At 47.8% G+C, this 13498-nt stretch carries 9 protein-coding genes; 5 read left to right on the top strand and 4 right to left on the bottom strand.

The window, feature by feature from the left end; translation table 11 throughout:
• Positions 1 to 43: 43 nt before the first annotated feature.
• The 3 genes from QUB06_RS16555 to QUB06_RS16565 all read right to left on the bottom strand — a co-directional run bounded on the left by QUB06_RS16555 (position 44) and on the right by QUB06_RS16565 (position 6826).
• Positions 44 to 5383 carry an AAA family ATPase gene (locus tag QUB06_RS16555; protein ID WP_333436190.1) on the bottom strand — a complete coding sequence of 1780 codons (5340 nt, stop codon included), beginning with the start codon at positions 5381 to 5383 and terminating at the stop codon, positions 44 to 46.
• Between the two features lie 262 nt (positions 5384 to 5645).
• Positions 5646 to 5972 (bottom strand): hypothetical protein, encoded by a 327-nt coding sequence (locus tag QUB06_RS16560; protein WP_333436191.1) that lies wholly within the window; start codon positions 5970 to 5972, stop codon positions 5646 to 5648.
• A gap of 305 nt (positions 5973 to 6277) precedes the next feature.
• Positions 6278 to 6826 carry a peroxiredoxin gene (locus QUB06_RS16565; RefSeq protein WP_445251391.1) on the bottom strand — a complete coding sequence of 183 codons (549 nt, stop codon included), beginning with the start codon at positions 6824 to 6826 and terminating at the stop codon, positions 6278 to 6280.
• A gap of 123 nt (positions 6827 to 6949) precedes the next feature.
• Between QUB06_RS16565 and QUB06_RS16570 the strand changes: the two genes are divergently transcribed.
• Positions 6950 to 8287, top strand: coding sequence for a peptidylprolyl isomerase (locus QUB06_RS16570; RefSeq protein ID WP_333436193.1), 1338 nt, complete (start codon positions 6950 to 6952; stop codon positions 8285 to 8287).
• Between the two features lie 109 nt (positions 8288 to 8396).
• Here the strand turns inward: QUB06_RS16570 and QUB06_RS16575 are convergent, their stop codons facing one another.
• Entirely contained in the window at positions 8397 to 9110 is a 714-nt protein-coding gene (locus QUB06_RS16575; RefSeq protein WP_333436194.1) for a tetratricopeptide repeat protein, read from the bottom strand.
• 593 nt (positions 9111 to 9703) lie between these two features.
• Between QUB06_RS16575 and QUB06_RS16580 the strand changes: the two genes are divergently transcribed.
• From QUB06_RS16580 to QUB06_RS16595, 4 genes are all read left to right on the top strand, one after another.
• Positions 9704 to 10420, top strand: a complete 717-nt coding sequence (locus QUB06_RS16580; protein ID WP_333436195.1) for a pentapeptide repeat-containing protein — start codon at positions 9704 to 9706, stop codon at positions 10418 to 10420.
• Between the two features lie 59 nt (positions 10421 to 10479).
• Positions 10480 to 10773 carry a hypothetical protein gene (locus tag QUB06_RS16585; protein WP_333436196.1) on the top strand — a complete coding sequence of 98 codons (294 nt, stop codon included), beginning with the start codon at positions 10480 to 10482 and terminating at the stop codon, positions 10771 to 10773.
• Positions 10774 to 11021: 248 nt separating this feature from the next.
• Positions 11022 to 11753: a cytochrome c biogenesis protein CcdA gene (locus QUB06_RS16590; protein WP_333233091.1), complete on the top strand. Its 732-nt coding sequence runs from the start codon at positions 11022 to 11024 to the stop codon at positions 11751 to 11753.
• Between the two features lie 317 nt (positions 11754 to 12070).
• On the top strand, positions 12071 to 13453 hold the full coding sequence (locus tag QUB06_RS16595; RefSeq protein ID WP_333436197.1) for a cytochrome c biogenesis protein: 1383 nt from the start codon (positions 12071 to 12073) through the stop codon (positions 13451 to 13453).
• Positions 13454 to 13498: the final 45 nt, after the last annotated feature.

Below are 13498 nucleotides of genomic sequence, written 5' to 3' on the forward strand. Positions count from 1 at the left end.
CCAGATGATGCCATACACAGTATGTTTGGGTGAATTCATGAATTTATTGGGTTAAATGTATCTGCTTGAGAATCAGCAAGCTGATATCATCAAACTGCTTCTGTTCACCGATAAATTCACGGACATCTGCAATCACTGCTTGTTTGATTTCCTCTGCGGATTTGTGCCAATTTTGACTCACGATCGCGCAGAATCGCTCCAATCCATACTGGGCATTGTCCATGTTCTTGGCTTCTGTAATGCCATCGGTATAGAGGACAATGCCATCGCCCGGGTACAGATCGATCGAGACACTATCGATGAAATCGGTGATATTGTCATCCAGAGCAATTGGCAGTCCTAAATCGATCGTGTCGATCCGTTCCACCAGCCCACCGGCGCGGACGATCAGGGTTTCTTCATGTTGTCCGCTGATGCTGACTTTGCCATCGGTGTAGTTGAGAATCGCCAGGGTGAGGTTGCGGTCAATGTTCATCCGCAGCACGTTCTTATAGAGAGTGCGATTCAGGGTATCGAGAAAGCGAACGGGATCGGTTTCTCCCATTTCTTGCAGCGTCCGCACGGCGGTTTGGGTCATCAGCATCAAGATGCCACTCTCTAACCCGTGACCCGTCACATCCCCGATGCCTAATGTGACCACGCCATCGGCATAGAGCACATCATAGTAATCCCCCCCAACTTCATCGGCGGGTTCCATGTAGCCGACGATATCTAATCCGGCGATCGCTTTTAGTTCTGCGGGTTTTGGCAAGATCATTTGCTGGAGTTGTTTGGTGACTTCTAACTCAGCACTCATGCGAACATTATCGGCTTTGAGCCGGTTATTCAGCGTTGTGATTTCTTGGTTAGCCAGGGCTAATTGAGTCGTGCGTTGTCTTACCTTATCTTCTAGAGTTTGATACAGACGAGCATTCTCGATCGAAATCGCGGCCTGCGCTGACAGCACTTTGATTACTTCGAGGCGATCGGGCGTGAAAACACCAGGGCTGAGGTTATTTTCGAGATAAACAATGCTGATTAACTTCCCCTGGTTGAGCAGAGGCACACACAACACTGATTTGGTTTGGTGTTGGCGGATATAGGGATCGTTGGCAAAGTTTCCAGCAACGCTGGCATTGTTTAAAACCACAATATCAGCCGTCCGCGCCACGTATTGAATAATCGATTGGGGAATAGAGGAACTCGCGGCAATGGGAATCGACTCGATCGCGGCCACTTGTTCAGAGTCGATCGCGCCTTGGGCTTCAATCAGCAACTGATCCTGATCCGCCAGAATCAAGTATCCCACCTCGGCACCGGTATTCTGGAGCAAAAGAGTCATTAAGGTTTTGAGTAATTTCTCCAGCACAATTTCCCCAGAAATCGCCTGGGAGGCTTTGGTTACAGCGGCGATATCCAGCGATGTACCGGGGCGAGTGGTCGTGTGTACCGCGTTGGAGGCCGGAGAGGACACGCGCGGATCGGAGGAAATCGCTGAACTGGGGGCTTGGCATTGGGCGATCGTCTCAGAATGTTGCTGCTGGCAGAGGGCCTCTACTTTCGCCCAGGCTTGCCAGCGCACATAGCCATCATAGGCGGCTTGCAAATGGGTCTGAGCCATACGTTCCAGACCCCGCGACAGGTAAAACTCAGCAGCCAGTTCATGGGCAAGGGCGGCTTCTTGGCGATAGCCGTGGGCGATCGCCCCTTGAATGGCTTGTTCGTAATATTCCGTAGCTTGCCAAGGGTTGTCTAAAATCCGGGCGGTTTCGGCTGCCACCAACTGGTACTTGTGCTGAAAATTCATCGGGGCGTGGATTGCCCACTCTTGCAGCACCGCCTGATTGACCTCGACCTGACGTAAAGCGACTTCCTGTCGGGCCGCGTCTAAATTGGGATAGACCGCTAACAGGGAGAGCGATTGGTAAAAGTTATGGACGGCCACGAGTAATTGCCCAAAAGCAGCATCGATATGCTGACTAGCATGGGCCGCATCCTCAACGGCTTGGTCATACTGCTTGAAGGTATGGGAGAGGATTAATTTTGCCACATAGGCGGCAAACAGGGATTGGTGGTTGTGGGTTTCATGAAAGTAAGGGATAGCAGTGGTTTCATCGAAGGCATCGCCGATTAGGTGCTGGGGATGGGGCGATCGACCTTGCAAATTCAGGGTCAATTGCCGCCATATTTGGGTATAGGCGACACAGTGTTCTTGCTTGAGTTTGAGGAGTAAATCTACATACTGAGTTTGGTTTTGCTCGACGACCTCTAATGGCTCACCAGACAACAGAATTTGCCCGCAATAGGCCATGATGCAATAACTGACATATTCAATATCCCCCACTTCCAACCCACTGCTAATGCCCTCCTTGAGTGGGGTGAGGGTGTCGCGGGCGTGCTCTTTACAGGAGCAGACAAAAATGCCAAACAGCATATAAACTTTGCACTTGAGCTCTTGGGCGCGATACTTCTCAATTAAGTGCAGCGCCACCTTGCCGGAGTTGTACGCAGCTTCAATATCCTTGGCCACGGCAGAGAGAAACAACCCATAAATGCCATAGGCATAAGCCGCTAGAGCGGATAGCCCGCCCTGGACACACAGGTTGATAATGGTGAGGGCAACCTGGGGAAATAACTGCGGTTTAACGTGGTGTACCGGCGGGGTGATGGCAATTAACAGCCGTAACCCGGCGAGTTGAGCGGGATCGCTCATCTCTGGCAGGTCGTCGAGTTCCCCTACCGCAGGCACTGGCACCTGATGTTCTGGCCCTCCGGCAACGAGGGGAATGCCCAGTAATTCTAGGGCTTGGAGTCCCGTCTCAATGGCGGTTGCCTGTTCGTCTTGGGCAATGTTAATTTGCACAATCAATTCGTAAACCGCAATCCGATCGCCCACACTATGGGCATGATTCAGAATCACTGTGCCTAATGCTTTGGCGGCGTCAAAGTGAGTGCTTAAATACTCGACCTCCATCGCATTCATGTACAGTGCCAGAGTGAGGTTGTATTGGGCGATCCAGCGATCGGCGGGCAACTGATCGATCCCGGCTTGCAAATAATTCAGAGCCGCCGGATAGGCCGTTGCGGTTTTGGCTTTTTGTCCGGCTTGCAAATTCAATTGGGCAATCTGAAGCTTTTCTTCAGGCTGGGTGACTTGCTCGACGCCCAGATTCAGGTGATCCACCACGTCAAACAGGGGCAACCACGGGGGGATTGCCCCTACCGCGATCGCACCTCCCTCTGTACTCCAACGGTGCAGCCATTGGCGGCCAATTTGCAGGTGTACCGCTTGGCGTTGGGAGGGATCGATGAGGGCATAGGCGGCTTGTTGAATGCGATCGTGGCCAAACTTATAGTCATGAATCAGCAATTGCTCATCCAAGTCTGAGATCGGTATAATCAATCCAGCTTGCACAGCGGGCTTTAAGTCATGGAAAATTTCCTGGATCGAGGTTTGGCAAATGGGCGCGAGACTGTCTAGGCTAAATTCTGCACCCACACAGGCCGCGAGGCGCAACGCCACCTGAGCGCTGTTGGAGAGTTTTTGCACCTTCGCGATCATCAGATCCACCACATTGTCGGTGATGCCCATCCGCTCAATCGGTTGGATGTCCCATGGCCAGGAGAGGGTCTCTCGATCGAAGTTGAGTAAATGCTCGGCGTGTAAGGTTCTCAGAAATTCATTGACAAAAAATGGATTGCCCCTGGTTTTGTGCATCACCAACTGACTCAGGGGTTGAACAGCAGTTAAATCTGTTTGCAGGGTATCTGCGATTAATTGGGTGACATCCCGATCCGCTAGGGGTTTGAGGGTGATGCGATCGATCGGGGCACCCCGCCGCTGCCACTGAGTCACGGCTAGGGTCAGCGGATGGGCGGCATCGACCTCATTGTCCCGATAGGCTCCAATCACTAGCAGATGGTGGGTGTCGGCATCCACCAGCATCAGTTCGATCAGTTTGAGGGTGGCGGCATCCACCCATTGCAGATCGTCGAGAAACAGCACCAACGGGCGATCGGCGGAACTAAATGCTTGAATAAAATTTTGGAAGACTAGATTAAAGCGATTGCCCGCCTCAGTCGGGGCCAGGACGGGTAAGGCAGGCTGTGGGCCAATGATTAATTCCATCTCCGGAATCACATCAACGATCACTTGCCCGTTGGGGCCAAGGGCGGTGAGGAGGGTCTCGCGCCAGTGACTCAGTTGGGCTTCGCCCTCCGTTAACAGTTGCCGCATTAATCCCCGAAACGCATCTACAATAGCTGCGTAGGGAATATTCCGCTGGAATTGATCGAATTTACCGGTGATGAAATAGCCCCGGGAACGGGTAATTGGTTTGTATAACTCCCGCACCAGCACCGATTTACCAATGCCGGAGTAGCCCGCAATTAGCATCAATGCACTGGCACCCTCGCCATTGCCGTGACCGGCAACACGATCGCAGGCAGCCAGCACCATCGCCGTCTCCGATTCGCGCCCGTACAACTTTTGGGGGATCTGGAATTTGTCGGAAATATCCCGGCGGGCGAGGGCAAAGTGGGGAATCTCCCCCTGTTGTTGCATCTGCAGGAGACAGTGTTCTAAATCCGCTTTGAGACCCCAGGCACTTTGATATCGATCTTCTGCGGCTTTGGCCATCAGTTTCATGACGATATCTGAGAGGACGGGGGGAAGGGATGGGTTGATTTGATGAGGCGAGGGGGGTTGTCGGGCAATATGGCAGTGCACCAGATCCAAGGGATCGATCGTCTCAAAGGGCAGTTTCCCGGTTAGCAACTCGTAGAACGTCACCCCGAGGGAATAAAAATCGGTGCGGTAGTCTAATACGCGATTCATTCGCCCCGTTTGTTCTGGGGATAAATAGGCCAGCGTGCCTTCGAGGACATTGGGGGGTTTGAGGGTGGGGTTCTGCCGCGATAGGAGAGTGGAAATACCAAAGTCAATTAGCTTTGTTTGCTTGGTTTCTGGGTGAAAAACAATATTGGCTGGATTAATGTCTTTATGTATCACATTTGCCCCATGAACCTTGCCCAAAATATCAGCGACTTGAATGGCAATGGGGAGAAATTCCAGTAGAGAAATGGGGGACGACGACTGGGTATTTGCGGCGATTGTCTGCATCGCTTGCCGCCAAGAAATGCCGCCAAAATCTTCTAAGATAATAATCAGCCGATGTTCCTTCTCCTCTAACCCATAGGCTTTGATTACCCCGTCGAGATTGAGAGTGCTAATAATTTCATATTCCTGCCGATAGCGGGTGCGTTCCTGGGGACTGGGATCATCCTGCTGTAACATTTTCAGGATAATCGGTTGGTTATCCTGTTGGCGGATGCCACGATAGACAATTGAATTAACGCTCTCATAAATTAGAGTCAGAATCCGATAGCCATCAATGTCGATCATGATAGAAAGTTAGTTATAAAGAAGTTTTAGCAATCTAGTCGTCCACCAAACCAACTTTTCCGGGTTAGGTTGATTTTTGATTTTTGATTTTCGATCGCGCTTAGCGCAAGATTTTCAGTCCTGAACGCAGAAACCGGGTTTTTTACCAATATTAAAGGCTATAAACCAATATTTTCGTAAAAAAACCCGGTTTCTTTGCTATTTATGCGTCCAGGACTGATTTTGGATGTCGCCCTCACAAACCCAGTTTCTGCGCCACAATCTATATTCCCCGAGGAATATAGATTGTGGGGACTTCTTTAACCCGCATCCACGTATTTGCCAAGGCATCTGTCCGTGGGGCGGGCATTGTACAAAATGCCGGTGGTTCTACATAGCGGGGATCGATCGGCTCTTGAAATTCTTTGTAATAAAAATAATCGGCTAATGCCAGACTTGTACCGGCTCCAATCTCCGATGCCGACTCCATAAACGTCACAGGCCGACTGTGAGTGCCATCTGACCCAGGGAAGGGGCTATACCAAGTCCACAAATATCGGCCTGTAGTATAGGTTTCTGAGGGCGGAAACAGCACAGATACGATCGTCACATCGTTGCAGGGGCAGAGGGTGGGATTGTTGGCTAGGGTGGCGCGAATGGTGGCTTTGACACCAGGAGTAGATACCCAGTTAGGGAGTTGTTGCCCCAGCGCGACGCCATCGATCTTTAGGGTAGTACACCTTAATGCTTACAAATGACCGAGAAGCGATCGCTATCATATCCAGGTCAGATAAATTAGCCCTCCTCCGAATAGATGCCAGCCCAAAACCATCTGTCTCAATAACAGAAAGAAAGACTAATTCAAATTCTCAAAAATCATGATGAACATGATATTAGATAATGTAAAACCTCAGATTACCCGTTAGCCTGCAATTCCCCCAAACGAGCCAACACTTCTTTAGAATGAATCGCCGGATTAATCTTCACAAAAGTTTCGCGCAAAATGCCTTCAGGGTCAATAATAAAACTGTGTCGCGCCGAGATAAAACTCATCCAAGAACCGTAAGCTTTACTCACTTTACCATCGGTATCAGCTAACAGCGGAAACTTCAAACCTTCCGAATCGCAAAATTCCGCGTGGGAGTTGACATCATCAGCGCTAATACCGATAATTTGAGTATTCTTTGCCAAGTATTTCGGCAAGTCTTCCTGAAATCTCCGCGCTTCGATCGTACATCCCGATGTAAAGTCTTTCGGATAAAAATAGACTACCAGCCACTTACCGCGATAATCGGACAGGGACACTTGTCCGTCGCCGCTGTTTGTCGGCAAACTAAAATCCGGTGCGGCTTCATTCAGCGTCGGAAGCTTGCCGCCGAGGGCCAATGCAGGTGTGGCAAAATTGAAACTTAGAACAACTAGACAAATTGCCAATAAAGTGCTAAAAAAATTGCGACGGGACATCATAAATTTTAGAAGTAGAACTGTACTTAAGACAAGTTTACAGTTTTCTGATTAAATGGGTAAGGGCAATTCGCGGATTGCTTCTAAAACCCAACGATCACTCACTCAAATAGCAATTTACCCATGAGCGCTGCACTCCCGTTAACAGGCAAAGCTATAGTAGTCCAGGTAATTAACGGTCAACCCGTTACGATCGAAGTAGACGGCACTAATGCCCCGATTACTGGGGGAAATTTTGTTGACTTAGTGGAACGTGGCATTTACGACGGGGTGATGTTTCACCGAGTTGTGCGCCAGCCAGAGCCTTTTGTGGTGCAAGGAGGCGATCCGCGCAGCAGAGATACGAGAATTCCAGCAAGTCAATTGGGAACGGGTAATTTTATTGACCCGGATACCAATCAGCCGCGTTTTATTCCTTTGGAAATTAAGCCGCAAGGGGCCGCGCAACCTGTTTACAACCAAGTTGTAACCCAGACGCCGCAGTTGCCGCACACTCGCGGGGCTGTGGCAATGGCTCGTTCTAATGCTTTGAATTCGGCTTCTTCGCAGTTTTATTTTGCTTTGGATGATTTGCCATTTTTGGATGGTAATTATGCTGTTTTTGGCAACGTTATTCAAGGTTTTGAAACGGTGAATGCGGTGCAGCAGGGCGATCGCATTTCGACTGCAAAAGTCGTTCAAGGAATCGTCCCCAGTCGGGTTTCTAGCATCATTACCGATGTTAATGTCCTCAACGATTTCATTAACAGTACCAATTTTGTAAATCTGCCTTTGCGAGCCCTCAGATTGGCCAACACCCCGAACAACTATCAAGTCACTTCCCAAGACTCTCAGCAAAATTCTAACGGTGTAGTGGGAGGTAGCGCAAACGATCGCATCCTCGGTTCACCCACGGATGATGCAATTAATGGCAGCCAAGGCAACGATACCCTCACGGGCGAAGCGGGTGACGACTTTCTCAGAGGCGGCAAAGGTAACGACTCCATTAGCGCAGGTGTTGGCAACGATATTATCAACGGAAATCTCGGCGACGATAATCTCAATGGCGATGCTGGTAACGACTTTTTGCGAGGCGGCAGAGGAAACGATGTTTTAATCGGCGGCGATGGTAACGATGTTTTAATCGGCGATATTGGTAGCGATACTCTCACTGGTGGCGCCGGGGCAGATACTTTTGTTCTGGTTACGGGTGAAAATCTGGAGTTGGATGCGTCGAGCGATATAATTCTTGATTTTAGGCCGGGAGATGGCGATCGCATTGCCTTGACCAGCCCTTTATCCAACACCTCATTCACCCAATCAGGCAGCAACACACTCATTCAATTTGGAGGAGTTACTTTGGCTGTGGTTCAAAATGCCACTCCTGCAGCAGTTCAAAATGCTGCTTTTGAAATTAACTTTTCTACGGCTTCCGTTGCCGATAACTTGCTTTCCAGAGACGCCGCCTTGAGAGTTGGCTAACTTTAACAAGACTGACGCAATAATTATAGGTGTAGGGTGCTCTGCGGTGCACCTTACCTGATTATCAATGGCCAATTCCCAATTCCCAATTCCCAATTGCCAAATTCAACTAACACCATAGCTTTGTAATTTGAGAAACTGCCTCTTGATAAGAATCCATTCTCCCCTGCTGCTTAAAAAGCCCTGCCGCCTTCTGAAAATCCTCAAATGCTCCCTGAACCTCTCTCAATTTATATCTAGTCACTCCTCGGTTAAAGTAAGCTTTAGCAAAATCGTTATCGAGGCGAATTGCTGACTCAAAATCAGCTAGTGCTGCCAGGGAATTCTCCATTTGCAGGCGGATAGCACCTCGGTTAAAGTAAGATTGAGCTACATTAGGGTTGAGCAGGAGTGCCGAGTTGTAATCGGCGATCGCCGCAGTATAATCTTTTAAACGAGTCAGCATAAACCCTCGATTGCTATAATACTTGGCTCGGTAAGGATTGAGCTCGATGGCTGTAGTTAAATCTTCGATCGCCGATTGCTTGTAGCCTAATTTGTAGCGGGCCACACCGCGATCGTTATAAGCTGACGCGAATTGCGGATTAATGTTAATTGTGGCAGTAAAATTTTTAATAGCGCCGTGCAAGTCTTGTTGTTCGAGATTTTTTAAACCCTGAGTGTAAAACTTTTGGGTACTAACTTTTAAATTTGCCTCTTGTCGGGATTCAGCTTGCTCCCCCGGAAATACTTTGCCTGCAATATTAGTGAATCCCAAAGATTCGATCGAATTGAAAATAGTTGTCACAACTAATTGGCTTGGGAGAAGGGGGATAGTAGGCATGGGAGGAGTGGTGTTCAACTGTATGCTCTTATTTTCCTCCATACTTCAGCTACTGACAGTGATATCCGTAGTCTCAGGAAGGTGATAACTTTGATGAGATGTGGTGATGCTGGGGCTTGAATTGTGTGATGAAAGTTAGGCTTAGTTAGTGATGACGATCGCAATTGTGAAAAAATGCGTCTACAACCCTTTAAATATAAGCTTTTCAGGCTAGCTGGGCGGTTTCTTTCTTCCCATATTGAGCAGTTCCTACGGGGATTGTTTGCAGGTAGGCCCCTGGGGGAGCGATCGCAACTGCTAGCAGCAAGTATTACTTTGTAGCGATATTGCACTGCCAAATCCCGATCGAACTTGCGGTTATCTGATACCAGATTTTTAGGAAAAAAATTAGTTTGGCAGCGAGGCATTTGTGAAGCAACCGTGTTTCTCGCTCAAAGGGCGTCTAAGACTGGCTGAGTTAAGTTTGTGCCTGCGCCAACCCTGATTAACCTTTCACTACACTAATATTTTTGAGTAATCTTGCTGAGGAAAGTTGCAGATTATTTGCTATGCTTTGATTAGACATCAATAATTTATGGCGCAAATTAGTGTCAATGAAAAAAGTTATGAGGTTGAAAACTTTCTGCGCGGCAGTATTGGCGATCGTCCTGTTCACTCTCTACTTAACTCCTCCTGTTATGGCCGCGAATTCGGAGGATTTGAGTCAGCTATTAAAAGATAATTGGTGCGTCAGCTTTCTGTGGAAGCAATGCGATTTGAGCGCTGTGGATTTGCGGGGAGCTAATCTCCAAGAAGCCAATTTGAGCGGCGCTAATTTGTCCGGCGCTAATTTGTCCGGTGCTAACTTAAAAGATGCGGATCTTTCTGACGCAGATCTCACCGGCGCTAATTTAGCAAATGCTGAGATTTTAGGCACGGATCTCAGTCGAGCCAATTTGACAGAAGCTAATTTCAACGGCACGAAGTTGTGGGATGCTAATCTGACTTTAGCAAATCTGAGCCGCGCCAATTTACAAGATGCTAATGTCTTAGATTCTCGACTTTGGGGAAGCAATCTCACGGAAGCTAATTTAACGGATGCGACGCTGCACGGTGCTGACTTGCAATATGCTAATTTGGCCGACAGTAATTTGACAGGTGCTGACTTGCACAGCTTCTTGTTCCGAGGTTCCAAACAAATAACCAATTTGAGCAATGCTAATTTAGAAGGCGCTATTTTAACTGGCGCTAATCTCAGAGGTGCGGTGCTGGCAGGGGCAATAATGCCGGACGGGTCTATTAATGAAGAAAGTGGCTTTAATTTAAAGTAGAGTAAAATTAAAGTCTGGTTGAATAATTTTAACAGGCTTTCGGGCCGATTTCGCAGTCAATGAATTATCTGGTGCAAGAGGCTGCGCCCGTTGCCAACAGCTTGTTGAGGATGCTGTCAAGATATCAATTTAAACCAGGGTGCGATCGACCTTTTAACTCCCAAGCTGCGCCCGTTGCCAACAGCTTGTTGAGGATACTGTCAAGATATCAATTTAAACCAGGGTGCGATCGACCTTTTAACTCCCAACCAGTAAATATCGCTAAAATCTTAAATCTCAAACCGAACCGGCACGCATCTGTTACAATTTTCAACAAAGCCAGAACACCCCCGAACCTGAAGTCACCTGCCTAGGGCTACAAGCCCCCGACAGGAGTCGTGAAAAGCAAAAAAATTAGATATTTAGTTTAAACTCCCAGATTCATCTGTAGAGTATCTCTAAAATCTACAATCTAAAATCGATCGGCTGTGGAGTCAATCTAAAATCTAAAATCGATGGGCTGTGGAGTCAATCTAAAATCTAATAATCTAAAATCTAAAATCTAAAATCTAAAATCGATGGGCTGTGAGTCAATCTAAAATCTAAAATCTAAAATCGACTGATGGAAACCCTGCAAACTCAACTTTACGAACTCGCACAATTTGCTAATAATTTAGTAAATACTCAACTGACAAACCTCAGTTTAGTCAGCGTCGGAGTCATCTTTCTGGCAGGGTTGCTAACGAGCTTAACGCCCTGTATGCTTTCAATGTTGCCGATCACGATCGGCTACATCGGTGGATACGAAGCAAAAAGCCGCCTGCAAGCTGCCGCCCAGTCTGCGTGGTTTTCCCTGGGATTAGCCACCACCCTTGCGGGTTTAGGTATTGTAGCATCATTTGCCGGACAAGTTTACGGCAAAATTGGCCTGGGTTTGCCGATTCTTGTCAGCATTATTGCTATTCTAATGGGGCTGAATTTACTCGAAGCTTTACCCTTACAAATGCCGTCTTTCGACGCTGTGGGGTGGGTTCCGAAAGATTTGCCGGCGGGCGTGCGATCGTACTTATTGGGCTTAACTTTTGGTTTAGTAGCGTCTCCCTGCAGCACGCCTGTTTTAGCTACACTCTTAGCTTGGGTTTCCAAAACGGGAGATACAGTTTTAGGTGGTGTGTTGCTGCTGTTTTATGCTGCTGGCTACGTCGCTCCGCTAATAATAGCAGGTACTTTTACTGCTAGCATTAAAAAGTTGTTAGAATTACGTCGGTGGTCGAGTTGGATTACGCCGGTTAGCGGCGTTTTGCTAGTAGGATTTGGCGTTTTCTCTCTGCTTTCCCGCATCCTTCCCGCGTAACTTTCGTTCTCAGGACTTCAGTCCTTATTTAGAGATATAGCAATCTCTACTGAATGCGTGAATTAAGTTTTTTTTTACCAACCGCGACGACGCGAAGAACACGAAGGAAGAAAGAAAGAAAAGAGAAAGAATTCAAAATTGATTGAGACTTTTTCAATAAACATAATAATATTTTGTTCATCTTTTGTTTTTCCCTCCTTTTTCTTCCTTCTCCCTTGTGCCATCCGTTACATCCGTTACACAATCCGTTGCCGAACTTCCTTCCATCCGTTACATCCCGTACATTGCTCGTTGCCGAACTTCCTCCATAATTACCAATGACATCAAAAGAAGTATTTCTATCAAAACTCTCAAACTGGGCGACTGCCCCTCAAAGGTTTTTCAAGCGAGAAATCTTGCCGGTGCTAGCAGATTTGCGGCTGGCAATTATCTTGCTGCTGGCGATCGCATTTTTCAGCATTTCTGGCACCGTCATCGAACAAGGTCAATCAGTACCCTTTTATCAATCAAACTATCCAGAACACCCGGCTTTGTTCGGCTTCCTAACTTGGAAAGTTGTGCTAATTGCAGGACTAGACCACGTATACCGCACTTGGTGGTTTTTGTCAATCTTAATTTTGTTCGGTAGCAGCTTAACAGCTTGTACATTTACCCGACAATTTCCTGCATTAAAAGCCGCCCGCCGCTGGAAATTTTATGAAGAACCAAAACAGTTTGAAAAATTAGCTCTCAGTGCGGAATTAGAAACAGTTGGTTTAAGTTCGTTAGAACAACTTTTGCAGCAAAAAAACTACCGCATATTTCGAGAAGGCGAAAAAGTTTATGCTCGCAAGGGAATAATTGGTAAAATCGGCCCGATTATTGTTCACGCCAGTATGCTAATTATTTTAGCTGGGTCGATGTGGGGCGCGATGACGGGATTTCTCGGTCAAGAAATGGTTCCCAGCGGCGAAACATTTCAGGTGCAGAATATCCTGGATGCGGGGCCTTGGGCCGGGCCGCAAATACCGAAGGATTGGTCGATGCGAGTTAATCGGTTCTGGATTGATTATACTCCCGAAGGCGGAATCGACCAATTTTACTCTGACCTGTCAGTTTTGGACAAAACAGGCCAAGAGGTCGATCGCAAAACCATTCACGTTAACGAGCCCCTCAGATACCGGGGAGTCACATTTTATCAAGCAGATTGGGCAATAGCCGCCGTGCGAGTTCGCCTCAACAAAAGCCCGGTTTTACAATTGCCAATGGCTCAGTTAGACACCCAAGGTAAAGGCAGAATTTGGGGTGCTTGGATTCCCACAAAACCAGATTTGAGTGCGGGAGTTTCTCTGCTAGCAAAAGACTTGCAAGGAACGATGTTAGTGTACGGTACGGATGGCAAATTGTTAACTACTGTTCGCGCCGGCACGGCGGTAGAAGTTAACGGAGTCATGCTGACAATTGACGAAGTTGTAGGCAGTACGGGATTGCAAATTAAAGCTGATCCGGGCATTCCAATAGTTTATACTGGCTTCGGGTTGCTAATGCTCAGCGTGCTGATGAGCTATCTGTCTCACTCCCAGATTTGGGCTTTGGAAACCAACGGCAAACTATACGTCGGCGGGCGCACAAATCGTGCCCAGGTAAGTTTTGAAAGAGAAGTTGTGGAGATTTTGGACAAGTTGGCAGGTAAGGATTCAGGTCTGAGAGTGGGGAATTAAAGAAGGCATAAATAAGTCACAAGAATGGGCAGATATAGCATCACG

This window comes from Microcoleus sp. D2_18a_D3 (genome assembly GCF_036702455.1).
GTDB lineage: Bacteria > Cyanobacteriota > Cyanobacteriia > Cyanobacteriales > Microcoleaceae > Microcoleus.